This is a genomic window from Sanguibacter keddieii DSM 10542, from assembly GCF_000024925.1.
GTDB lineage: Bacteria > Actinomycetota > Actinomycetes > Actinomycetales > Cellulomonadaceae > Sanguibacter > Sanguibacter keddieii.
The window spans coordinates 4,193,053-4,216,269 of record NC_013521.1 but is presented as its reverse complement, the minus strand read 5'-3'; the positions used below and the strand labels follow the sequence as shown (position 1 = coordinate 4,216,269).

The 23,217-nt window shown below is 72.0% G+C and carries 22 protein-coding genes; 15 read left to right on the top strand and 7 right to left on the bottom strand.

The window, feature by feature from the left end; translation table 11 throughout:
* Positions 1-44: 44 nt before the first annotated feature.
* The 12 genes from SKED_RS18555 (at position 45) to SKED_RS18500 (ending at position 13,786) form a co-directional block, all read left to right on the top strand.
* A complete protein-coding gene (locus SKED_RS18555) occupies positions 45-2,255 on the top strand; it encodes an NADP-dependent isocitrate dehydrogenase (protein ID WP_012868723.1) in 2,211 nt (736 codons plus the stop codon).
* A 123-nt stretch (positions 2,256-2,378) separates the two neighbouring features.
* A complete protein-coding gene (locus SKED_RS18550; RefSeq protein ID WP_012868722.1) occupies positions 2,379-3,017 on the top strand; it encodes a Type 1 glutamine amidotransferase-like domain-containing protein in 639 nt (212 codons plus the stop codon).
* 409 nt (positions 3,018-3,426) lie between these two features.
* Positions 3,427-3,693 carry a GlsB/YeaQ/YmgE family stress response membrane protein gene (locus SKED_RS18545; protein WP_012868721.1) on the top strand — a complete coding sequence of 89 codons (267 nt, stop codon included), beginning with the start codon at positions 3,427-3,429 and terminating at the stop codon, positions 3,691-3,693.
* A gap of 113 nt (positions 3,694-3,806) precedes the next feature.
* Positions 3,807-5,081 (top strand): M18 family aminopeptidase, encoded by a 1,275-nt coding sequence (locus SKED_RS18540; RefSeq protein WP_012868720.1) that lies wholly within the window; start codon positions 3,807-3,809, stop codon positions 5,079-5,081.
* A gap of 20 nt (positions 5,082-5,101) precedes the next feature.
* On the top strand, positions 5,102-5,944 hold the full coding sequence (pdxY, locus tag SKED_RS18535; protein ID WP_012868719.1) for a pyridoxal kinase: 843 nt from the start codon (positions 5,102-5,104) through the stop codon (positions 5,942-5,944).
* Between the two features lie 114 nt (positions 5,945-6,058).
* Positions 6,059-6,835, top strand: a complete 777-nt coding sequence (locus SKED_RS18530; RefSeq protein WP_012868718.1) for an alpha/beta hydrolase — start codon at positions 6,059-6,061, stop codon at positions 6,833-6,835.
* A 164-nt stretch (positions 6,836-6,999) separates the two neighbouring features.
* A complete protein-coding gene (locus SKED_RS18525) occupies positions 7,000-7,536 on the top strand; it encodes a nucleotidyltransferase domain-containing protein (protein WP_217167921.1) in 537 nt (178 codons plus the stop codon).
* Positions 7,523-7,912, top strand: coding sequence for a hypothetical protein (locus SKED_RS18520; RefSeq protein WP_012868716.1), 390 nt, complete (start codon positions 7,523-7,525; stop codon positions 7,910-7,912). Before SKED_RS18525 ends, SKED_RS18520 begins: the two co-directional genes overlap by 14 nt.
* Before the next feature lie 63 nt (positions 7,913-7,975).
* Entirely contained in the window at positions 7,976-9,550 is a 1,575-nt protein-coding gene (locus SKED_RS18515; protein ID WP_012868715.1) for a 3' terminal RNA ribose 2'-O-methyltransferase Hen1, read from the top strand.
* A complete protein-coding gene (locus SKED_RS18510; RefSeq protein ID WP_012868714.1) occupies positions 9,547-12,180 on the top strand; it encodes a polynucleotide kinase-phosphatase in 2,634 nt (877 codons plus the stop codon). Before SKED_RS18515 ends, SKED_RS18510 begins: the two co-directional genes overlap by 4 nt.
* A 122-nt stretch (positions 12,181-12,302) precedes the next feature.
* Positions 12,303-13,178, top strand: coding sequence for a tetratricopeptide repeat protein (locus tag SKED_RS18505; protein ID WP_012868713.1), 876 nt, complete (start codon positions 12,303-12,305; stop codon positions 13,176-13,178).
* On the top strand, positions 13,175-13,786 hold the full coding sequence (locus SKED_RS18500) for a 1-acyl-sn-glycerol-3-phosphate acyltransferase (RefSeq protein WP_012868712.1): 612 nt from the start codon (positions 13,175-13,177) through the stop codon (positions 13,784-13,786). Before SKED_RS18505 ends, SKED_RS18500 begins: the two co-directional genes overlap by 4 nt.
* Before the next feature lie 73 nt (positions 13,787-13,859).
* On the opposite strand, the gene SKED_RS18495 is transcribed toward SKED_RS18500, so the two are convergent.
* Entirely contained in the window at positions 13,860-14,921 is a 1,062-nt protein-coding gene (locus SKED_RS18495; RefSeq protein ID WP_012868711.1) for an ABC transporter ATP-binding protein, read from the bottom strand.
* Positions 14,922-15,033: 112 nt separating this feature from the next.
* On the opposite strand from SKED_RS18495, the gene SKED_RS18490 reads away from it, so the two are divergent.
* The 3 genes from SKED_RS18490 (at position 15,034) to SKED_RS18480 (ending at position 17,544) form a co-directional block, all read left to right on the top strand.
* Positions 15,034-15,708 (top strand): ABC transporter permease, encoded by a 675-nt coding sequence (locus SKED_RS18490; RefSeq protein WP_042438193.1) that lies wholly within the window; start codon positions 15,034-15,036, stop codon positions 15,706-15,708.
* A complete protein-coding gene (locus tag SKED_RS18485) occupies positions 15,705-16,391 on the top strand; it encodes an ABC transporter permease (RefSeq protein ID WP_012868709.1) in 687 nt (228 codons plus the stop codon). Before SKED_RS18490 ends, SKED_RS18485 begins: the two co-directional genes overlap by 4 nt.
* Before the next feature lie 151 nt (positions 16,392-16,542).
* A complete protein-coding gene (locus SKED_RS18480; RefSeq protein ID WP_012868708.1) occupies positions 16,543-17,544 on the top strand; it encodes a glycine betaine ABC transporter substrate-binding protein in 1,002 nt (333 codons plus the stop codon).
* Between the two features lie 185 nt (positions 17,545-17,729).
* Here the strand turns inward: SKED_RS18480 and SKED_RS18475 are convergent, their stop codons facing one another.
* The 6 genes from SKED_RS18475 to SKED_RS18450 form a co-directional block, all read right to left on the bottom strand.
* Complete coding sequence (locus SKED_RS18475) at positions 17,730-18,323, bottom strand: hypothetical protein (RefSeq protein WP_012868707.1); 594 nt, start codon at positions 18,321-18,323, stop codon at positions 17,730-17,732.
* On the bottom strand, positions 18,320-18,892 hold the full coding sequence (locus tag SKED_RS18470; RefSeq protein ID WP_012868706.1) for a TerD family protein: 573 nt from the start codon (positions 18,890-18,892) through the stop codon (positions 18,320-18,322). The genes SKED_RS18475 and SKED_RS18470 overlap by 4 nt, the downstream gene beginning before the upstream one ends.
* 6 nt (positions 18,893-18,898) lie before the next feature.
* Positions 18,899-19,357 (bottom strand): hypothetical protein, encoded by a 459-nt coding sequence (locus tag SKED_RS18465; RefSeq protein ID WP_012868705.1) that lies wholly within the window; start codon positions 19,355-19,357, stop codon positions 18,899-18,901.
* Between the two features lie 72 nt (positions 19,358-19,429).
* A complete protein-coding gene (locus SKED_RS18460) occupies positions 19,430-20,629 on the bottom strand; it encodes a toxic anion resistance protein (protein WP_012868704.1) in 1,200 nt (399 codons plus the stop codon).
* A gap of 200 nt (positions 20,630-20,829) precedes the next feature.
* A complete protein-coding gene (locus SKED_RS18455; RefSeq protein ID WP_012868703.1) occupies positions 20,830-21,528 on the bottom strand; it encodes a hypothetical protein in 699 nt (232 codons plus the stop codon).
* A 155-nt stretch (positions 21,529-21,683) separates the two neighbouring features.
* Positions 21,684-23,165: a dihydrolipoyl dehydrogenase family protein gene (locus tag SKED_RS18450; protein ID WP_012868702.1), complete on the bottom strand. Its 1,482-nt coding sequence runs from the start codon at positions 23,163-23,165 to the stop codon at positions 21,684-21,686.
* Between the last annotated feature and the right edge of the window lie 52 nt (positions 23,166-23,217).

The window sequence follows — 23,217 nt, the reverse complement described above, 5'->3', positions numbered from 1 at the left end:
TCAAGACAAGTTCGCCCCGAGCAACGCCAAGGAGCTGCCCGACGATGAGCAAGATCATCTACACGTACACCGACGAGGCGCCGATGCTGGCGACCCACTCGTTCCTCCCCGTCGTCAGCGCCTTCGCCGGCACCGCCGGTGTCGAGCTCGAGACGCGCGACATCTCCCTCGCCGGTCGCATCATCGCGGCCTTCCCGGAGCGGCTCACCGACGCGCAGCGCATCGGCGACGCGCTCGCCGAGCTCGGCGAGCTCGCCACGACGCCCGAGGCGAACATCATCAAGCTGCCCAACGTCTCGGCGTCGCTGCCGCAGCTCAAGGCCGCGATCGCGGAGCTCCAGGCCCAGGGCTACGACCTCCCCGACCACCCCGACGCGCCCGCCACCGACGCCGACGAGGACGTCCGCGCGCGCTACGACAAGATCAAGGGCTCGGCGGTCAACCCCGTGCTCCGCGAGGGCAACTCGGACCGCCGCGCACCGCTCTCCGTCAAGGAGTACGTGCGCAAGAACCCGCACCGCATGGGTGCCTGGACCGCCGACTCGAAGACGAACGTCGCGACCATGGGCCACGACGACTTCTTCTCCAACGAGAAGTCGGTCGTCCTCGACGCCGACGACGTCCTGCGCATCGAGCACGTCTCCGCCTCCGGCGACGTCACCGTCCTGCACCCGGGCGTGAAGGTCCTCGCCGGTGAGGTCGTCGACGCGTCGTTCCTCGACGTCGCCGAGCTGCACACCTTCCTGGCCGACGCGATCGCCCGGGCCAAGGCCGAGGACGTCCTGTTCTCGGTGCACCTCAAGGCCACGATGATGAAGGTCTCCGACCCGATCATCTTCGGCCACGTGGTCCGCGCCTTCTTCCCGGCCGTGTTCGAGCAGTACGGCGCTGACCTCGAGGCTGCGGGCCTCAGCCCGAACAACGGCCTCGGAGGGATCCTCGACGGTCTCGCCGCCCTGCCGAACGGCGACGAGATCCGTGCCGCCTTCGACAAGGGCCTCGCCGACGGCCCGCGCCTCGCGATGGTGAACTCGGACAAGGGCATCACCAACCTCCACGTGCCGAGCGACGTCATCGTCGACGCGTCCATGCCCGCGATGATCCGTACGTCCGGCCACATGTGGGGACCGGACGGCAGCGAGCAGGACACCATCGCGGTGATCCCGGACTCGAGCTACGCCGGCATCTACCAGGCCGTCATCGACGACTGCCGCGCGAACGGCGCCTACGACCCGACGACCATGGGCACCGTCCCCAACGTCGGGCTCATGGCCCAGAAGGCCGAGGAGTACGGCTCGCACGACAAGACCTTCGAGGTCGCCGAGGCCGGCACCGTGCGTGTGGTCAACCAGGCGGGCGAGGCGCTCCTCGAGCACGAGGTCCGCGCCGGCGACATCTGGCGCGCCTGCCAGACCAAGGACGTGGCCATCCGCGACTGGGTCAAGCTCGCCGTCAACCGTGCTCGTGCGACCGGGACCCTCACGGTCTTCTGGCTCGACGAGAAGCGTGCCCACGACGCCAACCTCATCAAGAAGGTCGAGGCGTACCTGCCCGAGCACGACACCACCGGGCTCGACATCCGGGTGCTCGCCCCCGCCGAGGCCACCACGCTCTCGGTCGAGCGCATCCGCCGCGGCGAGGACACCATCTCGGTGACCGGCAACGTGCTGCGCGACTACAACACGGACCTGTTCCCGATCCTCGAGCTCGGCACGAGCGCCAAGATGCTCTCGATCGTGCCGCTGCTCAACGGCGGTGGGCTCTTCGAGACCGGCGCCGGCGGCTCCGCCCCGAAGCACGTCCAGCAGCTCGTCGAGGAGAACTACCTCCGCTGGGACAGCCTCGGCGAGTTCCTCGCGCTCGCGGCCAGCTTCGAGCACTTCGCCGACGTGAACAGCAACGAGAAGGCCCGCGTGCTCGGTGCGACCCTCGACCGTGCCACCGGCACGTTCCTGCTCGAGAACAAGTCGCCCGGACGCAAGCTCGGGACGATCGACAACCGCGGCTCGCACTTCTTCCTCGCGCTCTTCTGGGCCGAGGAGCTCGCGCAGCAGACCGACGACGCGGACCTCGCGGCCGCCTTCGGCCCGCTCGCCGCGTCGCTGCGCGCCGACGAGCAGACGATCGTCGACGAGCTGGTCGCCGTGCAGGGCTCGCCGGCGGAGATCGGCGGCTACTACAAGGTCGACGCCGCCAAGACGGACGCCGTGATGCGACCGTCGGCCACCTTCACCGCGGCGCTCGCCGCGCTCTGACGGAGGACCCTGAACGACCCTGAACGACACCGCACGACCTGACGGGCCTGGACCGGGTGAGCTCTCCGCGAGAGCACCGGGTCCGGGCCCGTCGGCGTGGGTGGTCCGTGGCAGGCTCGGGGCATGACCTCAGCCCTCCTGCTCTCCGCCGGCCTCGGTGCCGTCCCCGGGTTCGTCCACGAGCGTCGCCGTCCTGGTCCGGGCGCGCCCCGGGTGGGCTTCGTCGCCGCGGCGACGAGCATCTACCCCTCGGCACCGTGGGTCGACGCCGACCGGGAGGCCCTCACGTCCTTCGGCCTCGACCTCGTCGAGGTCGACCTCACCGTCCTCTCGGGCGACGGGCTCACCGCGGCCGTCGCGGGTCTCGACGCGCTCTATCTCGCCGGCGGGAACACCTTCGCGCTGCTCCACCACCTGCGCCGGTCCGGCCTGGACCGTCTCCTGCCCGGCCTGCTCGACGACGGGCTGCTGTACCTCGGCGCGAGCGCGGGTGCCGCGGTCGCGGGTCTCGACGTCGAGCCGCTCTCGCTCATGGACGACCCCGCCGAGGCCCCGCCCCTCGAGTCCACCCGTGGGCTGGGGCTCGTGGACCTCGTCCTCCTGCCGCACGCCGACGGCATGCTGCCCCCGTACCCGTCGAGCCTCGTCGAGCGGATCGTCAGCACCTACGGTGACAGGTTCCCGATCCAGCGGATCGACGACGACCAGGCGCTGCTGGTGGCCGACGGTACGGCACAGGTGGTGCACTCTGCCACGGTCTGACGTACTGGCCGTGGAGCGGTGTGAGTCGTCGTGGTGGTGCGCGGTCTCGTCACGCGCGATCCCAGCGTCGGCGGGTGTCTCACCGGCACGAGGTGTGGCACCCGCCGAACCCCGGAGGGCTGCCTGACTCTCGTCGAGGCGACGCTTTACACAGGGGATTGGCACGCCCCGTGAGGAGCGTTGAGACAGTTCTACCAGCGGTCCTGAGGGCGCGCATCCTGAACGCAGCGGTAGTTCTCCAGCATGTCGCGGACGTTTCCGCCAGTCCAGAGTCGGCAGGATCGTGCGGCTGAGAGGGCGCGAGGCAGTGTGACGGCGATCATCGTCGTTCGACGGGCGCGGTCCGGGGAACGGTGCCACGATCTTCACAACACGTTCTCATCGAGCACATTCTTCTCTGGAGGTTGTCATGGGCATTCTTGGTTACATCGTCGTGGGTCTCATCTGTGGCGCCATCGCGAAGGCGCTCCTCAAGGACCGCGCTGTCGGCGGCTGGCTCGCCACCCTCCTCCTCGGCATCGTCGGCGCGATCGTCGGCGGTTGGCTCGGCGGTCTGCTCCTCGACATCGAGCTCGGCGGGTTCTTCGAGCTCCGCACCTGGCTCCTCGCCATCCTCGGCTCCGTCGTCGTGCTGTTCGTCTACACCGCGATCACGGGCAAGCGCTCGCGCCGCTGACGCACAGCGTCTGACGCTCTGCCGTCTGTCACAGGAGGGCCCCGCCGTCGGCGGGGCCCTCCTGTGCGTCCGGGTGGGCGTAGAGCCCTCCCGGCCTGTGGTGTGATGGTCGGATGCAGACCGCATCCGACTACGTCGCAGACCTCGCCCGGTTCATCTCGGCCAGCCCGTCCTCGTACCACACCGCCGCCGAGGCGGCCCGGCAGCTGGACGACGCGGGCTTCGCACGCCTCGACGAGGCAGCGGAGTGGTCGACCCCCACGCAGCGCGGGTACGTCGTCCGTGACGGCGCGATCATCGCGTGGGTCGCCCCCGCGACCGCTGGACCGACCACTCCCTTCCGCGTCCTCGGGGCGCACACGGACTCGCCCGGCTTCAAGCTCAAGCCGAAGCCGACCACCGGGTCGCACGGCTGGCTCCAGGCCGGCGTCGAGGTCTACGGTGGACCGCTGCTCAACTCCTGGCTCGACCGCGAGCTCGAGCTCGCCGGGCGTCTGGTCACGACCGACGGCCGCGAGGTCCTGGTCCGCACCGGCCCGTTCCTGCGCATCCCGCAGCTCGCCATCCACCTCGACCGCGAGGCCAACAGCGGGCTCACGCTCGACCGCCAGCGGCACACCGCCCCCGTCTACGGCGTAGGTGACCGGTCGCAGGCCGACCTCCTCGGGCACCTCGCCGGGCTGGCCGGGCTCAGCGGCGACGACGTCGCCGGGTACGACGTCCTCACCGCCGACACCGCGGCGCCGGCACGCTTCGGTCTCGACGACGCGCTCTTCGCGGCCGGCCGCATGGACAACCTCACGTCGGTCTTCGCAGGCCTGCACGCGCTGCTGGGCGCGGCCTCGGAGCCGAGCCCGGACCACGTGAGCGTCCTGGCGGCCTTCGACCACGAGGAGCTCGGCTCGGAGACCCGCTCGGGTGCCTCCGGCCCGTTCCTCGACGACGTGCTCACCCGCGTCGGCGCGACGCTCGGCGCGAGCGCCTCGCAGCGTCTGCAGGCCTACGCCGGCTCGTGGTGCCTCTCTGCGGACGCAGGGCACTCGGTGCACCCGAACTACCCCGAGAAGCACGACCCGACGAACCAGCCCGTCGCGGGCCGCGGACCGCTGCTCAAGATCAACGCCAACCAGCGCTACGCCACCGACGCGCACGGCGCTGCCCTCTGGGCTGGCGCCTGCGCAGCGGCCGGCGTCCCGTACCAGGAGTTCGTCTCGAACAACACGGTCCCCTGCGGCTCGACCATCGGGCCGCTCACGGCCACCCGCCTCGGGATCCGGACCGTCGACGTCGGCGTGCCGCTGCTGTCGATGCACTCCGCCCGCGAGCTCGCGCACGTCGACGACCTGCACGGTCTTGCGGCGGCCGTCGGCGCGTTCTTCGCCGGCTGAGGGCGACGGGGAGCACACCAGTGAGCACTGTCGTCTCGATCCAGAGCCAGGTGGTCGCCGGGCACGTCGGCAACGCGGCGGCCGTGCCGCAGATGCAGGCCGCGGGTCTCACGGTCCTCGCCGTCCCGACGGTCCTGTTCTCCAACCACCCCGGCCACGGCCGCTTCCGCGGTCGTGTCACGGACCCGACTCTCGTCGCCGACCTGCTTCTCGGCCTCGAGGAGCACGGCGTCCTCGACGACACCGTGTGCGTGGTCAGCGGGTACCTCGGCTCCCGGGAGACCGGTGAGGCTGTCGCCGCCTTCGTCGACCGCGCGCTCGTGGCGGGCCCGGGCATCCTCTACGTCTGCGACCCCGTCATGGGCGACACGGGGTCGGGCGTCTTCGTGGCGCCGGGAGTGGTCGAGGTGCTCCGCGACGAGCTCGTGCGCCGGGCGCACGTCCTCACCCCGAACCAGTTCGAGCTCGGGCTGCTCGTGACGGAGCGTCCTGTCGACGCCCCGGGCGCAGGGTCCGTCGACGACCTCGCCGCTGCCGCCCGCACCCTGCTCGGTCCTACGCAGCTCGGCGTGGTGGTCACCGGGTGCTACCTCGTCGACACCGAGCCCGGCGTCATCGAGACGGTCGTGGTCGAGCGGGACACCGTCACCCGGGTGCCCTCGATCAAGGAGTCCGACGCCCCGAACGGGACCGGTGACCTCTTCAACGGCGCCCTGACCGCGGCGCTGGCCACCGGCGCGACCCTGGCCGACGCGGCGCGCTCCGCCGCCGACGCGGTCTCCCGCGCCCTGCGATGGACTGCGACGCAGGGGTCACGGCACCTGCTGCTGCCGCCCGACGGCTGGGCGCCCGCAGAGGTCTGACGGCCAGGCGGGGACCGTCAGGCGAGACCGGTACGCGGGTCAGACCACCCCTGCGGACAGCGCACCCCTGTGGACAGCGCGTGCCGCCCCGTCCCGCGCCCTAGGCTGTCCTGCATGGCTCTCGTGACCTGTGACTTCTTCTCCGACGTGCTCGGCCTGAGCACCACCATGACGGTGGTGCTGCCGCAGCGGACCCACGCGCAGATCGGGATGGAGGGCGCCGAGCGCGCTGGCGCGACGCCGACCCTCTATCTGCTGCACGGCCTGAGCGACGACGCGACGACGTGGTCGCGCCGTACGTCCGTCGAGCGCTACGCCACCGAGCTCGGGATCGCCGTGGTCATGCCGCAGGTGGCCAAGAGCTTCTACTCCGACGAGGTGTACGGCGACCGCTACTGGACCTTCCTCACCGAGGAGCTCCCGTCGTTGGCGCGCTCGTTCTTCCACCTGTCGGACCGCCGCGAGGACACCTTCGTCGCCGGGCTGTCGATGGGTGGCTACGGCGCGTTCCAGTGGGCGCTCCGCAAGCCTCACGAGATCGCCGCCGCGGCCAGCCTCTCCGGGGCGCTCGACGTCGCGTCCCTCCACGAGGCGGTCCTGGAGCGCGGCGAGGGCTTCGAGGTCCTGCGGAAGGTCTACGGGGACACCTCGGTGCGGGGGAGCGACTCCGACCTGCTGCACCTGCTGAGCACGGTCGACCCCGCGACCCTGCCCGCGCTCTACCAGATGTGCGGCACCGAGGACTTCCTGCTGCAGGCCAACCTCGACTTCCGTGACACCGCAGCCCGGCACGACGTCCCGCTCACGGTCGACCTGCGTCCGGGGGACCACAGCTGGGGCCTGTGGGACGCCACCATCCAGGACGTCCTGGCGTGGCTGCCACTGCGTTAGATAGTGTCAGTGGTGACACTATAGTTTCACCGGCCCGGAGGGAGGTCAGGATGCGGACCCAGCACCCTCTGGCGACAGTGACACCGACGCTCGACGGGGACGTCCTCGTAGCTCTGGCCAGCGCACCTCAGGTGACGTTCACGACCGGGCAGGTAGAGAGACTGATGCGCCTGGGGGGAACCTCCAAGGGTTCGCTCACCGGGATCCGAAAGGTCCTCAACCGGCTCGTCGCCGAGGGCACCGTGGACCGCGAGACGGTCGCCGGCGTCGGGGCCTACAGGTTCAACGACGAGCACCTCGCCGCGCCCGCGATCCTGGCACTCGTCAACCTGCGCTCGAGCCTCGTCGGGCGCCTCGAGGAGACGACGCGTTCCTGGGGCGCGCCGCCGGTGTTCGGCGCGCTCTTCGGCTCTGCTGCCCGAGGGCAGATGACAGGGGACAGCGACATCGACATCTTCCTCGTGCGCCCCGGCGAGGTCGACGACCAGGTGTGGGGCGACCAGGTCGCCTCGCTCTCCGGACAGGTGCGACGGTGGACGGGGAACCGCGCCGAGGTGCTGGAGCTCGACGAGGCAGAGGTCGTCGAGCACCCGGACGACCTGGTGCTCGGTGAGGTGGTCCGCGACGGTCTCGTCTTCGCGGGGCCCCCGACCTGGCTCGTCCGGCTCCAGCGACCAGGGAGACGGCGTGGCACCCCGTGACACCGTCGCGACGGCTGCGGAGGTCGCCGGCCGCAGCTCGAAGGCCGAGCAGTTCCGGGTGGCTGCAGAGATCGTCCGCGACCTCGGTGACGGAGACGACTCTCTCGACGACGCCTTCGTGACGCTCTGCGTCCACTCCGGCATCGCAGCCGCCGACGTGATCCTCATGCGCAAGACAGGCAGGTACAGCAAGGGCGCGAGCCACGCCGACGCTGTCGACGCGCTCGCGAAGGTGTCGCGCGAGCTCTCCCGAGCACTCGCCACGCTGCTGAGCATGAAGACGAAGGCCGGCTACTCTGCCAACCCTGTCCAGGCCCGTCAGCTGACCTCGGCGGAGCGGGCGATGAACGCCCTCCTCGCCGGGATGAGAGGGTGACGGACCGGCCGACCGACGTCCGGTCTCGAGCGTGTCCCGCGTCACGTCTGGCACGATGCCTAGGTGTACCTGACGCTCGGCACCACCTCGACCGGCACGACTGACGGCTCGTCTGCCGGTACCTTCGGCGACGCCTCTGACCTGGGCTTCGTGCTGCACAAGCATCCGGCACGCGCCCAAGAGCTCGACCTGCCGGTCGGTCGGGCGCACGTCTTCTACCCCGAGGCCACCGCCGCGCGGTGCACGGTCGCGCTGCTCCTCGAGGTCGACCCCGTCGGTCTCGTGCGCGGCAAGAAGCTCGGCAAGGACTCCTTCGCGCTGGGCCAGTACGTCAACGACCGCCCGTACGCGGCGTCGTCCCTCGTCGCGGTCGCCCTCGGCCGGGTGTTCCGCTCCGCCCTCAACGGCGTGTGCACCGCCCGCCCCGAGCTCGTCGGTCAGGAGGTCCCGCTCACCCTGCACGTCCCGGCGCTCCCCAGCCGTGGCGGCGCCGACCTGGTCCGACGCCTCTTCGAGCCCCTCGGCTGGACGGTCGACGCCCGCGCCCTGCCCCTCGACGAGCAGGTGCCCGCCTGGGGAGACTCGCGCTACGTCGACCTGACCCTCACGGGCACGACCACCGTGCAGCGTGCGCTCTCGCACCTCTACGTCCTGCTGCCCGTCCTCGACGACGCCAAGCACTACTGGGTCGACGACACCGAGGTCGACAAGCTGCTGCGCGCCGCCGGCGAATGGCTCGGCACGCACCCCGAGCAGGAGACCATCACCACCCGCTACCTCGCCCACCAGCGCGACCTCGTCGCCGACGCGGTCGGCCGTCTCGACCCCGAGACCGCCGCCCTCGAAGGTGCTGGACGCACCGAGGGCGCCGAGAGAGCCGGGGCCGCCGACGACCCCGAGGGCTCCGTGCCCCGCCCGCCGTCGCTCGCGCGCGTGCGGCGCGAGGCGCTGCTCGCCGAGCTCGAGACGCTCGGCGCGACGACCGTCGTCGACCTCGGGTGCGGGGAGGGCGCGCTGCTCCGTGAGCTCCTGCACGATCCGCGCTACACGTCGGTCCTCGGGGTCGACGTCTCCCACCGTGAGCTCGCGAGGGCCGAGAGACGGCTCGGTCTCGACCGGATGCCCGACGCCCAGCGGGCCCGGCTCGGGCTGCTGCAGTCCTCTGTCACCTACCGCGACGACAGGTTCGCGGGGCACGACGCCGTGGTGCTCTCCGAGGTGGTCGAGCACCTCGACCTCCCCCGCCTGCCAGCCCTCGAGCGCACGGTCTTCGAGCACGCGGCGCCGCGGCACGTGCTCGTGACCACGCCGAACGCCGAGCACAACGTCCGGTACCCCGCGCTCGCGGGCGGCGGGTTCCGGCACCCGGACCACCGGTTCGAGTGGACGCGTGCCGAGCTGGCGGACTGGGCCGAGCAGGTGGGGGAGCGCTACGGCTACACGGTGCGGTACGTGCCGGTGGGCGAGGACGACCCCGAGGTCGGGCCCCCGACGCAGATGGCGGTCTTCAGCCGCAGGAGCAGCACCGCCAGCCCGAGCAGCAGCACCGCCGGGCCGAGCGCCACCGACCCGAGCACGGCCAGCACCACCGCCACGAGCACCACCAGCACCACCAGCAGCGAGGGGACGCAGCGATGAGCGACGAGGCAGCAGCGGACCAGGTGGCTGGTCCGACGTCCGCGACGTCCGCGACGTCCGCGACGTCCCCGAGGGCCTCGCGGGTCCTCGGCATCCCCGAGCTGTCGCTCGTCGCGCTCGTCGGCGCCTCGGGGTCGGGCAAGTCGACCTTCGCCGCGGAGCACTTCGGGCGCTACGAGGTGGTCTCCAGCGACATGTGCCGTGGCCTGGTCTCCGACGACGAGAACGACCAGTCGGCCACCGCGGACGCCTTCGAGGTGCTGGGCACCATCGTCGGCAAGCGCCTGGCTGCCGGGCGGCTGACCGTCGTCGACGCCACCAACGTCACGCGCGACGCCCGCAAGGCCGTCGTCGAGCTCGCCCGCGCGCACGACGTGCTCCCTGTCGCGATCGTCCTCGACGTCCCCGACGCCGTGAGCCTCGAGCGGAACCGGGCGCGGGGCGACAGGTCCTTCGGCGACCACGTGGTCCGCCGGCAGCGCGACCAGCTGCGGCGCTCTCTCAAGGGCCTCGCCAAGGAGGGGTTCCGTGCCGTGCACGTGCTCACCTCCGTCGACGAGGTCGCGACGGTGACGGTCCGCCGCGAGCGGCTGCTCACGGACCACCGCGACGACCACGGCCCCTTCGACGTGGTCGGTGACGTCCACGGCTGCCTCGGCGAGCTCGTCACGCTGCTCGGGGCCCTCGGCTACCACCTGGTCCGCGACGACCAGGGGCGCCCCGTCGACGCCTCCCACCCCGAGGGCCGTCGAGTGGTCTTCCTCGGGGACCTCGTCGACCGCGGCCCGGACGCCGCCGGCGTCCTGCGCCTGGCGATGGGCATGACCGCCGCCGGGCACGCCCTCGCCGTGCCCGGGAACCACGAGAACAAGCTCGTCCGTGCGCTGCGCGGCCACCAGGTGACCGTCAGCCACGGGCTCCAGGAGACGCTCGACCAGCTGGCCGCCGAGCCCCCGGAGTTCCGGGCGCAGGTCGAGCGGTGGTGCTACGACCTCGTCTCCCACCTGGTGCTCGACGACGGGAACCTGGTCGTCGCGCACGCCGGACTCAAGGAGGCGTACCACGGGCGCTCCTCGGGCCGTGTGCGCAGCTTCGCCCTCTACGGCGACTCGACGGGGGAGACCGACGAGTACGGCCTGCCGGTCCGCTACCCCTGGGCGACCGAGTACCGCGGCCGGGCGACCGTCGTCTACGGGCACACCCCGACGCCCGAGGCCGAGTGGGTCAACAACACCATCTGCGTCGACACCGGCTGCGTGTTCGGCGGCAACCTCACGGCGCTGCGGTACCCCGAGAAGACGCTCGTGCAGGTCCCCGCGGAGCGCGTCTGGTACGAGCCCGTCAAGCCCTTCCCCACCGCCGGGACGGCCGGACCAGCACCCCGCTCCGGCGACGGCCTCGACATCACCGACGTCCTGGGGCGACGTGTCGTCGAGACCGGCCACCACGGCCGGGTCACGGTGCACGAGGACAACGCGGCCGGCGCCCTCGAGGTGATGAGCCGGTTCGCGCTCGACCCGCGCTGGGTCCCGTACCTGCCCCCGACCATGCCGCCCGTCGCGGCGTCGGACCGTGACGACACGCTCGAGCACCCGGCCGAGGCCTTCTCGGCCTACGCCGCAGAGGGCGTCGGCACCGTCGTGTGCCAGGAGAAGCACATGGGGTCCCGTGCCGTGCTGCTCGTCTGCCGCGACGAGCAGACCGCGACCGATCGCTTCGGTGCGGCCCCGGGGCAGACCGGCGCCGTCTACACCCGCACCGGGCGGTCCTTCTTCGACGAGGCCCTCACCGAGACCTTCCTCGGGAGGCTCCGTGCGGCCGTCACCGCGGCCGGGCTCTGGGACGAGCTCGACGGCGGGTGGTTGCTGCTCGACGCCGAGCTGCTCCCGTGGACCGCCAAGGCCGAGGCGCTCGTCCGCGACCAGTACGCGAGCGTCGGCGCGGCCGCGCGCTCCTCGCTGGCGGCCGCGACGTCCGGCCTCGAGCAGGCAGCGGCAGCCGGTGTCGACGTCGACGACCTCCTCGCCCGCACGCGACGCCGCGCTGCCAACGTCGACGGCTACACCGACGCCTACCGGCGCTACCGGTGGCCCGTCGACGGGCTCGACGGCGTGCAGGTCGCACCGTTCCAGGTGCTCGCGAGCGAGGGCCGGTCCTGGCACGACCGCGATCACGGCTGGCACGCTTCGGTCGCCGACAGGCTGCAGGCGGCCGACCCGGTCCTCGTCCGGTCGACCCGTCGCACCGTCGTCGAGACCGCCGACCCGGCCTCGGTCGAGGCGGGCACGCAGTGGTGGGAAGACCTCACCGCCGCCGGCGGCGAGGGGATGGTGGTCAAGCCCTGGACCAACCTCACCCGCGGTCGCAAGGGTCTCGTCCAGCCTGGCCTCAAGGTCCGCGGGCGGGAGTACCTGCGGATCGTCTACGGTCCCGACTACCTCGAGCCGGGGAACCTCGAGCGGCTGCGCTCGCGGTCGCTCGGGCACAAGCGGTCCCTCGCGCTCCGTGAGTACGCGCTCGGGCTCGAGGCCGTCGAGCGGCTGGTCGCGCGCGAGCCGCTCTGGCGGGTCCACGAGGCCGTGTTCGCGGTCCTCGCGCTCGAGTCCGAGCCGGTCGACCCGCGTCTGTGAGCAGCAGGGACGCAGCAGGGCGACGGTGGCCGAGAGGTGGGGGAGCGGCGGAGGAGCGGCACCGTCACAGATCACCCGCGGCGTGGTCATCGTCACATCTGACGTCCCGTACAGTCGTCGCCATGGATCGCACTCTCCCCCTCGACGCGCACCGCGGTGCCGCAGACGACGTGTTCCGTGACGCCGCCGAGGCGTACGGTGCGCAGGACTACGCACGGGCCGAGCACGGCTGGTCGCTCACCCGCGACTACTTCGCCGCGAACGGCCACACCCTCGACGCGGCCGGTGCTGCCGTCGGGCTCGGCGACGTCCTCTGGGACACCGGTCGAGGGACCGAGGCCGGAGAGCTCTACGCCGAGGCGCTCGAGGTCTACCGCACCGCCGGCCTGCCGCGGCAGGTGGCCGGCTGCCTGATGAACCTCGGGCTGTCGCACGGCGGGGCCGAGCGCCTCGCCGACGCCGAGGCGGCGTACCTCGAGGCCCGCGACCTCTACACGACGCTCGGTCTCGACCGTGAGGTCGCCAGCGCCTCCCTCAGCCTGGGTGGGATCCTCGCGGCGCAGTCGCGCTTCGACGAGGCGGCCACCGCGTACACCTCGGCTCTCGCCTACTACGAGAAGCACCAGCTGCGCTCGCGGGTCGCTGACTGCGCGGCGGGCCTCGCCCTCGTGCTCCGCGAGACCGGGCACCTCGACGAGGCGGCGACGAGCTACACGGCTGCGCTGACCATCTACACCGAGCTGGGTCTGCCGCATCAGGCGGCCGACGCGCTCGCCGGGCGTGGTGCCGCGCGGCACGCTGCCGAGCAGCTCGAGCCCGCAGAGGCCGACTACACGGCGGCCCGCGAGGCGTACACGACGCTCGGTCTGCACCGCCCGGCGGGCGCGTGCCTCGTGGCCCTCGCCGAGATCTACACGGCCGCCGGACGGTCCGACCAGGCCGACGCCGCCTACGAGCAGGCGCGCGGCGAGTACTCCGGCAGCGGCGCAGCGCAGTGATCCGCGAGCACGTCGCACGGGTCTACTGGTCGCTGAGCCGGTGGACGCTGAAGACCGAGCCGATCGCCAAGGAGGGCGCGGGGATCCTCGTGGGGGCGCCGCACACCTCCAACTGGGACTTCATCCACATGCTCGCCATCACGGCGCGTGCCGGTGTCCCGGTGCGGTACCTGGGCAAGCACACGCTCTTCAAGCCACCCTTCGGGTGGCTCATGCGCGGCCTCGGCGGCATCCCCGTCGACCGTCGTGCGCCCGCGGGGCTCGTCGACGAGCTCGTGGCGCGCGTCGCGGCGGGGGAGCGGTTCTACCTCGTGGTCACCCCGGAGGGGACACGCAGCAAGGGCGAGTACTGGAAGTCCGGGTTCCTGCGCATCGCCCGTGAGGCGGGCCTGCCCGTGACGCTCGGGTACGTCGACCGCACGACCATGACGGCGGGACTGGGGCCGACGTTCACGCCGAGCGGCGACGTCCGGGCCGACATGGACATGGTCCGCGCCTTCTACGCCGACAAGGCCGGCCACGACCCGTCGCGTCGTACCGAGCCTCGCCTGCGCGAGGAAGACCTGCCCGAGCCCGAGCAGCCCGAAGAGGGCATCGCCGGCGCCTGAGGTCGCGGGTGGTCGGGGCCTCTCAGCCTGCGAGCACCTCTCAGCCCGGGAGCACCTCTCACCTCGCGAGCACTCAGCCCGCCAGCGCCTCGCGGTGGTCCTCGGCGACGAGGCGGCGCAGGGACGAGAGCAGGTCGTCGGCGGTGAGCAGCCCGACGGGCTGGTCCCCCTCGGTGACGATCACCGCGCCCGTCTCGGAGACGGCGAGCTCGGCGAAGGCCTCGTCGAGCGTGGTCCCGAGCGGGATCGAGGCGAGCTCGGCACCGGGGTGCACGGCGTCGAGGGAGCGCAGGTCGTCGCGTGCGACGTCGCCGAGACCCAGCATGCGCATGGAGCGTCCGGCGCCGATGAAGTTCTCGACGAAGGCGTTCGCGGGCTGGGACAGCAGGCGCAGCGGCGTGTCGATCTGCTCGATGATCCCGCCCTTGCTGAACACGGCGACGCGGTCGCCGAGCAGGACGGCCTCGTCGATGTCGTGGGTGACGAGCATGACGGTGGTGCCGAGCTCGGACTGGATGCGCCGGAATTCGGTCTGCAGGCGTCGTCGACCCTCGGGGTCGACCGCCCCGAAGGGCTCGTCCATGAGCAGGACGGGCGGGTCGACCGCGAGGGCGCGGGCGACGCCGACGCGCTGGCGCTCACCGCCCGAGAGCTCGTGCGGGAACCGCTTGGAGTAGGTCTCGGGGGCGAGGCCGACGAGGGTGAGCAGCTCCTCCACGCGGGCCCGGGTGCGCTTGCGGTCCCAGCCGAGCAGGCCCGGGACGGTCGCGACGTTCTGCGCCACCGTCTTGTGGGGGAACAGCCCGACGTTCTGGATGACGTACCCGACCCGGCGGCGCAGGGCGACGGCGTCGGTCGACATGATGTCGGCGCCGTCGAGCAAGATCCGCCCGCCGGTGGGCTCGACGAGGCGGTTGACCATGCGCAGCGTCGTGGACTTGCCGCACCCGGAGGGCCCGACGAGGACGAGCAGCTCGCCCTTGCGGACCTCGAGGTCGAGGTCGTCGACCGCGACGGTCTGGTTGCGGAACTCCTTGCGGACGTCCTCGAAGCGGATGAGGACGTCGCCGGGGGCGACCGTCGAGGCGCTGCCGACGGGGTCGGAGCCGTGGCGGGAGGTCCGTGTGCTGCTCATGCCACGACGCTACCGGGAGATCCCGACACGGGCGCGGCCAGGAAGGGCAGCGCGACAGAGGTCACCCGCGTTGCCCGCGCCCCTGTGGGCGGCAGCCGGTACCGTCGGGCAGATGAATCCCGAGCAGCCGGCCAACCCATGGCTGTCCTGGCAGTACGTGCAGGACAACTCGGACGAGATCCTCCGCTACCTGGGGGAGCACGTGTCCCTCACGCTCCAGGCGATCGCGATCGCCCTGGTCGTCGCGATCCCGCTGGCCGCCCTCGCCCACGCCTGGCCCTGGCTGTCCGGGCCGCTGGTCGCGACGACGGGCGTGCTCTACACGATCCCGTCGCTCGCGCTCTTCGCGGTGGTCTACCCGTTCATCCGTGACCGGCGCAGCACCGTGCTGCTGGGTCTGGTGCTCTACGCGCTGCTGCTGCTGGTCCGCAACACCCTCGTCGGGCTGCGCGGTGTGGACCCGGCGGTGACCGACGCCGCCCGCGGCCTGGGCTACGGCCGCTGGCGGATGCTCTTCACGGTCGAGATGCCCAACGCGCTGCCCGCCGTCATCACCGGCCTGCGGCTCGCGTCGGTGAGCACCGTCGCCCTGGTGACCGTGGGCGTGGTCATCGGCTACGGCGGTCTGGGCCAGCTGATGTTCCGCGGCTTCACCAGCGGTTACCACGCGCAGATCATGACGGCCACGCTGCTGTGCCTGGCGCTCGGCCTGCTCATCGACCTCGTGCTGTACCTCGTCGGCCGGCTCGTCACGCCCTGGTCGCGGGCGGCGGTGAGCTCGCGATGAACGAGATCTCCGCTGCGATCGCCTGGCTCAACGACCCGCTCAACTGGCAGGGCAAGGGCGGCATCCTCGCGCTCACCGGCGAGCACCTCGTCATGACGCTCCAGGCCGTGCTGCTCGCCTCCGTGATCGCCCTGCCTCTCGGCGTGGTCCTCGGGCACAGCCGTCGGGCCGCCAAGCTCGGGACGTCGACCGTCGTCCTCACCAACGTGACCCGGGCGCTGCCCACCTTCGCGCTCCTGACGATCTTCGCCTCGACGGGCGTCGGCTTCGGCAACACCCCGACGGTGTACGCGGCGGCGATCTTCGCGCTGCCCGTGATCCTCGCCAACACCTACGAGGGCGTGCGCAGCGTCGACGCGGACATCCGCGACGCGGCCACCGGCATCGGCATGTCGGGTACCCGGGTGCTGCTCCAGGTCGAGCTCCCGCTCGCCCTGCCGCTCATCACCTCGGGGCTGCGCACCGCCGCCGTACAGGTCATCGCGACCATCCCGCTGGCCGCCCTGGTGGGCGGCGGAGGCCTCGGGATCATCATCACGCAGGGCTTCGGCACGCAGCGCTTCGGCCAGGTGCTGGCCGGCGGTGTGATCGTCGCGGTCCTCTGCCTGCTCGTCGAGGGGGTGCTCGCCCTCGCGCAGCGCCTGCTCACCCCCGCACCGGTGCGGGCCCTCCAGGGGGCCTGACCGGCGCAGAGACCGGCGCAGCGGGCCGCAGACCGTTATCAGAGCGAGACCCCAGCACGCCCCTGACCGGTTGCCTCGAGACCGCCGGCGGGGTCCACTAGATGCTCGACCTCTCTACCCTGGAGACACCATGCGCGCTCGTCGCACTACCATGACCACCACCGCGGCGGCGCTGGGGCTCGTCCTCGTCCTCGCCGCCTGCGGAGACCCGGGCTCCTCGAGCGGGTCGGGCACGACGTCCGCCGCGACGCCGACCGCGGCCTCGAACCTCGAGACCTGCGACCCCGTCCCGGGCGACACCTTCGTCGGGCTCGAGGACGACAAGACCCTCCAGAACCCCGACAACATCATCCCCGCGGTCAACGCGGCCGCTGCGGGCGAGGACGCCGAGATCGTCACGGTCCTCGACACCGTGTCCGCGGTCCTCGACACCCCGGCGCTCGTCGACCTCAACAAGGCCGTCGACGTCGACCGTCAGACCTCGCAGCAGGCTGCGGCCGACTTCGTCGCCGCGAACGACCTCGGCTCGCCCGAGCAGGTCGGCGAGGGTCGCTCGGTGATCGTCGGAGCCCCGAACTTCTCCGAGGGTCAGACGCTCGCGAACCTCTACGTCGAGGTGCTCAACGCCGCGGGCTACGACGCGCAGACCCAGGACATCGGCAACCGCGAGCTCTACCTCACGGACCTCGAGTCCGGTGCGATCACCGTGGTCCCCGAGTACGTGAGCACGCTGACCGAGTTCCTCAACGCCAAGGTCAACGGCGAGAACCCGGAGCCCGTCGCCACGACGGACCTCGACGCGACCGTCGAGGGCCTGACGGGCCTCGGTGATGAAGTCGGGCTCGCCTTCGGCACCCCGGCCGACGCCCAGGACCAGAACGCCTTCGCCGTGACGACGGCCTTCTCGGAGCAGTACGGCGTCACGACGCTCACCGAGCTCGCGACCACCTGCGGCGACGTCGTCCTCGGCGGCCCGCCGGAGTGCCCGGAGCGCGCGTTCTGCCAGCTGGGCCTCGAGGACACCTACGGCCTCGAGGTCGGCGAGTTCGTCTCGCTCGACGCCGGCGGCAACCTCACCAAGGACGCCCTGCGCCAGGGCAACATCACGGTCGGCCTGATCCTCTCGAGCGACCCGTCGCTCGCGACGGACTGACTGTCTGTTCGACTGACTGACCCAGCCTCCGCGGGCTGACGCACCACGTCAGAGCCCGGCTGCTCTCCACCTCACGGGGAGCAACCGGGCTCTCGTGCGTCTGGGGTCAGCGGCCAGCGCCGGGTCAGCACGGGTGCAGCGCCGGTGCAGCGCTCACAGGGGCACCGGGTGCGAGGCCACAGCCCCTACGCGAAGCCGTAGGCCGCCTTGACCGAGCCGAGCGTCGGGTACGGCTCACCGTCGTAGCGCAGGTGGACGAGGCCGTCGTGCTGGTAGAGCGCGAGCACGGAGATCTTCGGGTCGCAGGCGATCGTCGTGCCGTCGTAGAGGTTGACGGTGACCGAGGAGGTCGACGGCAGGTAGAAGAGCACCCGCCGGAGCCCGCGGGCGTGGCGCAGCCCCAGGACGAACCCCGGCATGCGGTCGTGCGAGACGAGGCGGCGCCGTCCAGCGTCGAGCGGGGCGTTGTCGACGCTGCCCTGCCGGTGGTCGCCGAGCTCCCACAGGACGTCCATCCCGCAGACGTCGCCGCCGACCACCACCTGGAGGGAGCCGATCGCGGACTGGAACCGGGAGAGGGCGAGCATGGGCTGGCGGGCGTCGAGACGCCCGGCGCCGGTCACCCGGGGGATCGACCGGGCGGGCGGCTCGGGCTCACGGACGGTGGCCGTCGGCGTCCCGATGCTCAGCCGGACGGCCGACGGCGCGCCGGCCGTGGGGGCCTCCGGGCGGTGGGGCGGGCGCCGTCGGATGAACGAGTCGACGGGGGTGCCGCTCACAGCTCGAAGCCGAAGTTCTGCGCGACGTCGGCGACCCCTCCGGCGAAGCCCTGCCCGATGGCGCGGAACTTCCACTCGTTCTGGCGGCGGTACAGCTCGCCGGCGACGACGGCGCTCGTCGCGCCGAGGTCTGCGGCCTCGACCGGGTAGCGGATCACCTCGGAGCCGGCGCGGTCGAGGACGCGCACCACGCAGTCCCGCACGCTGTCGAAGGTGCCGGGCTGACGCAGGTCGGGGTTGACGTAGAGGATCAGCGCGATGCTCATGACGTTCGAGGGGATCCGCTGGAGGTCGACCTCGATCTGCTCGACGTCACCGCCGGGCAGCGACCCGTCGGGCTCGTAGGAGACCGCCTCGTCGGGGCTGAGCATCTGGTTGAAGTACACGACGTGCTGGGCGGTCACGGCGAGGCCGTCCTGGCCGCACGCGATCGCGCACGGCACGACCTCGGTCGCCGGTCCGTTGCTCTGCACGACGTGCCACGAGAACCCGACCGTGATGGTCGTGGCCGTGGGGACGTTGTGGGTGACGGAGGCGTTGGCGCCCTTGGAGAGCGTGATGGCTGGCATGTCAGGTCACCCGAACTTCTCGCGGAGGAATCGACCGTTGATCTCGAGCTGGGCGTTGTCGTGCGCGTAGACCGCGGTCACCATCGAGTGGACGCGGCCGTCGAGCAGGCGCAGCTGGCTGAGCAGGAGCTCTTCCTTCGTGGCGCGCTCGGCGCGCGAGGCGAGGAAGGCGTTGACGGTCGAGGGGATGTAGTCCTTGATCATGAACTCGATGGCGATCTGCTCGTCGACCGTCGGCGGTGCGACGAGGGTGTGGTCGAGCAGCTCGTTGAGGTTGTCGAGCATCGAGAACAGCAGGATGGACGCGGGGACGGGCAGGGTCGCCCCGCTCTGCTTGGCGGCACCGACGAGCCCGCGCAGGTGCCCCTCCATGACGTCGTGGAAGGGCGCCTGCGGTTCCGGGGCGGCGACCGGTGCCGGGGTGTCCGGGACGGCCGGGCCCCGGCGTCCGAACAACCAGCTCATCGGTTCGTCCTCGTCGGTGCGTGCGGGATTGCGGAGGTCGTGCGTGCTGGCCTGCTGGGCCGGCGGAGTGGGTCAGGAGGTGATCTCGGGGCGGCTCTTGGCCCGCTCGAGGTACGGCTGCGCCCGCTCGATCTGACCCTCGAGCGACGTGATGGTCACGGCCATGCTCGAAGCGGCCTCGGCGCGGAAGGTGTCGATCGCGTCCATGGTCTCGAAGACGTCCTGGAACGCCTTCTCGAGCTTGTCGATCTCGATGGTCGAGGCGGCGGCCTGGCGGTGGATGTCCGCCGAGGTGGTCTTGAGCATCTCGGCGTTCGAGGCGATGAGGTCGCTGGTCGTCTTGTTGAGCGCGGTGATCTGGTCGAGGACCAGACGCTGGTTGGTGAGCGCCTGGGCGACGATCACGGCGGTGCGCAGCGCAGACAGCGTGGTGGTGCGGGCCCGGTCGACGCCCTTGATGAGCTCGACGTTGTTGGCGCGGACCATGTCCATCGCGAGGTAGCCCTGGGCGGACACGGCGAGCTGCGTGAGGATGTCCTCGCGGCGCTGGCGGACGGCGAACAGCACGTCGGAGCGCATGGCCTTGGCGGTGTCGGGGGAGGAGACCTCGACCTCGGTGATCTTCTTCTCGACGGCCGCGTCGAGCCCGCCGAGGAGCACGGCGTACTCCGACAGCGTGCCCATGGTGTTCCAGAGGTTGACCTTCTCCTGCTCGATCGACGCGTTGTCCTTGCGGAGCTCGTCCTGACCGGACTCGAGGGCGCGGGTGATCGAGTCGAGCTGCACCTGCGCCGACTTGTAGCGGTCGAAGTACCGGGCGATCTTGGACCCGCCGGGGATGAACCCGAGGATCTTGCGGGCACCGGTGAGGTCCGCACGGTTGGGCGTGAGGTCCTCGACCTGGAAGCGCAGGTCGGTGAGCGTCTTGGCCACGCGGGCCTGCGCGTCACCGGCGTCGCCGCTGCCCTTGGCTGCCGCCAGGGCGGACGCGGGACGCTCGAGCATGCGGTTCGACGCGTTGGCGGCGCCCTGGATCTCGTCGCGGCCGAGGGTGGTGATCTCGGTGATCTTCGCCTGCAGCTCGGGGCTGTTGGGCGTGAGGGTCGCGAGCTCGGCCGCGTACGCCTCGGCGGTCGCCGCGAGCTCCTGCTTCTTGGCGTCGGGGACCGGGACCATCCCACCGACCTGCTCCGGCTCGACCGCGGCGACGGGCGCCGGCGGCTGCAGCACCAGGGATGCGCCGGGAGGGGTCAGGGGGGTGCTCTCGCTCATCAGGACTCCGGTTCTCATGTCGCGCAGGCTCGTCGACGAAGACGTCTCGGTTCCCGACTCTACCGCCTGGGCACCTGGTCGGACGGGTGAACGGATGGGCTCGACTGCCCACCTCGACGGCCTGTCTCGACCGCCCGACAGACGGCGCGCACCGGCGCGTCGACGGGCCCCGGGGCTCGAGCGTCCATGTCCGCCGGGGCTCAGGCACCCGTCCGGTACAGCCGGACGTACCGGTGGCCGTGCTTGAAGGACCTGGTCGCGTCGGGCAGCCCGCGCAGGTGCTCTCGCTCGGTGGTGCTCAGCACGACGACGGCGCCGTCCGGGAGGGCGTCACGGAGGACCTCGAGAGCCTGCGCGGTCGGCGTCGTCGAGGTCGAGGCCCAGTCGGTCTGGGTGCCGTAGGGCAGGTCGGCCATGACGACGTCGACGCCGTCGAGGTCGAGGCCGGCGACGGAGGACGGGTCGGTGACGTCTGCGCGGGCGAGGGAGGCGGGCGGCGCCGGGAGCCCGGCGACCCGAGCCAGGAGCCGGTCGGCTGACGCGACCCGCCCCGCGGCCGCACCCCGCTCGACGAGCTCGGCCCGCCGCGCCTCGAGGCCTGGGACGGTCGTGAGCAGCAGGTTCTTGCGGGCGAGCTCGAGCGCCCCCTCGTCGACGTCACTCGCGAGGACCCGCGTGAGCGCGTCGGGACGCAGCAGCGCGACCGACGTGAGGATCCCGCCGGCACCGCACATCGGGTCCCAGAGACCGACGCGCTCGCGGCCCACGAGCACCCGCGCGCGCTCGAACAGCTCGACCGCGAGCCGCGCCGGGAACCCGGGGAACCCCGGGGCCGAGTGCAGCACCTGGCCGCCGCCGACGTCCTCGTAGGAGGCCTGCGGTGCGTGCTCGAACTTCACGGGTCCTCCGGGCTACGGGCTCTGGGCTACGGCGTGCTGCGGGGCGGCCGCCGGGCGGACGCCCGACGGCCGTCCGACTGCCGCAGGTGGACGGCCGCTGACCACCGTAGTGCCCGGGGGAGCGTGGCCGGGGTCTCCTGTCAGAGAGGTTCCGGTCAGAGCCCGGCGGCCTCGAGCAGCCGCAGCCACACCTCGGAGACCGTCGGGTACGACGGCACGGCGTGCCAGAGCCGGTCGAGCGGCACCTCGCCGACGACGGCGATGGTCGCGGCGTGCAGCAGCTCGGCGACCTCCGGGCCGACGAAGGTCGCGCCGACGATCACGCCGCGGTCGGTGTCCACGACGATCTGCGCCTTCCCGGTGAACCCGTCGGCCGCGACGGCTGCCCCGGCGACGGAGCCGAGGTCGTAGGAGAACACGTCGACCTGGTACCCGGCGTCCTTGGCTCCCTGCTCGGTGAGGCCGACGCTCGCGACCTCGGGGCGGGAGAACACGACCTGGGGTACTGCGGCGTGGTCGGCGGTCGCGCGGAACCGGCTCCAGTCGGGCGCGTCCAGCTCACCCTCGGAGGAGCCGCCGAACCGCGCGGCGACGACGTCCCCGGCGACGCGCGCGTCGTACTTGCCCTGGTGCGTGGTGGCCACGCGCCCGGTGACGTCTCCGACGGCGAACAGCCAGCCGCCCTCGACGCCCTCGACGAGCATCGCGTCGTCGACGGTCAGGGGGTCGCCGGCCGTGAGCCCGACGACGTCGAGGCCGATGTCGTCGGTCGCGGGCTTCCGCCCGGTCGCGACGAGCAGCCTCTCCGCGACGAGCGTCTGGGTCGAGCCGCCTGACGAGGTGACCAAATGGGTGCCGTCGTCGTGCACCTCGACCGAGGTGACGTCCGTGCTCAGGTGCACGTCGACGCCCAGGTCGCGGAGGGAGTCGGCGACGGCCTCGCCGGCGAAGGGCTCGTTCGACGCGAGGAGCCGCTCACCCCGCACCACGAGGGTGACCTTCGTGCCGAGGTCGGCGAAGGCCGTGGCCATCTCGACGCCTACGACGCCACCACCCATGATCGCCAGCGACGCCGGGACCTCCTTGACCGACGTCGCCTCGCGGCTGCCCCAGGGGTTCGCCTCGGCGAGACCGGGGACCGGTGGGACGACGGGCACGCTGCCGGTCGCGACGACCACCGCGTGCCGAGCGGTCAGGTGGGTCACGGTGCCGTCGTCGGCCGTGACGTCGAGGGTCTTGGGCCCGGTGAGGCGCGCGCGCCCGCGGACCAGCGCGATGCCCGCACCGTCGAGCCAGTCCACCTGGCTCGAGTCGTCCCAGCCGGACGTGAAGGAGTCGCGGCGGGCGAGGACCTTCGCGGGGTCGAGGGTCCCGGTGATCATCTCGGCGGCGCCGGGCACGGCCCGGGCGGCCTCGAGGACCGCACCGGGGCGCAGGAGCGCCTTGGACGGCATGCACGCCCAGTAGGAGCACTCGCCCCCGACCAGCTCGGCCTCCACCACGGCGACGCTCAGGCCGGTGCGACCGGCACGGTCGGCAGCGTTCTCGCCGACGGCGCCCGCGCCCACCACGATCACGTCGTAGGTGGTCTCGGCGGCGCTCGACGAGTCTGACGAGTGGTCGGTGCTGGTGCTCATGCGCGTGCTCCTCGTGTCGGTGGGCTCTGCCCATCGTCGCCCCTGGGGACCG

Excerpts from the sequence above, each read along its gene's own strand:
- SKED_RS18460 (WP_012868704.1), bottom strand. The coding sequence starts at position 20,629 with ATGAGCGAGAGCACCCCCCTGACCCCTCCCGGCGCATCCCTGGTGCTG.
- SKED_RS18510 (WP_012868714.1), top strand. The coding sequence starts at position 9,547 with ATGAGCGACGAGGCAGCAGCGGACCAGGTGGCTGGTCCGACGTCCGCG.
- SKED_RS18505 (WP_012868713.1), top strand. The coding sequence starts at position 12,303 with ATGGATCGCACTCTCCCCCTCGACGCGCACCGCGGTGCCGCAGACGAC.
- SKED_RS18465 (WP_012868705.1), bottom strand. The coding sequence starts at position 19,357 with ATGAGCTGGTTGTTCGGACGCCGGGGCCCGGCCGTCCCGGACACCCCG.
- SKED_RS18530 (WP_012868718.1), top strand. The coding sequence starts at position 6,059 with ATGGCTCTCGTGACCTGTGACTTCTTCTCCGACGTGCTCGGCCTGAGC.
- SKED_RS18555 (WP_012868723.1), top strand. The coding sequence starts at position 45 with ATGAGCAAGATCATCTACACGTACACCGACGAGGCGCCGATGCTGGCG.
- SKED_RS18480 (WP_012868708.1), top strand. The coding sequence starts at position 16,543 with ATGACCACCACCGCGGCGGCGCTGGGGCTCGTCCTCGTCCTCGCCGCC.
- SKED_RS18525 (WP_217167921.1), top strand. The coding sequence starts at position 7,000 with ATGCGCCTGGGGGGAACCTCCAAGGGTTCGCTCACCGGGATCCGAAAG.
- SKED_RS18550 (WP_012868722.1), top strand. The coding sequence starts at position 2,379 with ATGACCTCAGCCCTCCTGCTCTCCGCCGGCCTCGGTGCCGTCCCCGGG.
- SKED_RS18495 (WP_012868711.1), bottom strand. The coding sequence starts at position 14,921 with ATGAGCAGCACACGGACCTCCCGCCACGGCTCCGACCCCGTCGGCAGC.
- SKED_RS18540 (WP_012868720.1), top strand. The coding sequence starts at position 3,807 with ATGCAGACCGCATCCGACTACGTCGCAGACCTCGCCCGGTTCATCTCG.
- SKED_RS18545 (WP_012868721.1), top strand. The coding sequence starts at position 3,427 with ATGGGCATTCTTGGTTACATCGTCGTGGGTCTCATCTGTGGCGCCATC.
- SKED_RS18485 (WP_012868709.1), top strand. The coding sequence starts at position 15,705 with ATGAACGAGATCTCCGCTGCGATCGCCTGGCTCAACGACCCGCTCAAC.
- SKED_RS18450 (WP_012868702.1), bottom strand. The coding sequence starts at position 23,165 with ATGAGCACCAGCACCGACCACTCGTCAGACTCGTCGAGCGCCGCCGAG.
- SKED_RS18490 (WP_042438193.1), top strand. The coding sequence starts at position 15,034 with ATGAATCCCGAGCAGCCGGCCAACCCATGGCTGTCCTGGCAGTACGTG.
- SKED_RS18470 (WP_012868706.1), bottom strand. The coding sequence starts at position 18,892 with ATGCCAGCCATCACGCTCTCCAAGGGCGCCAACGCCTCCGTCACCCAC.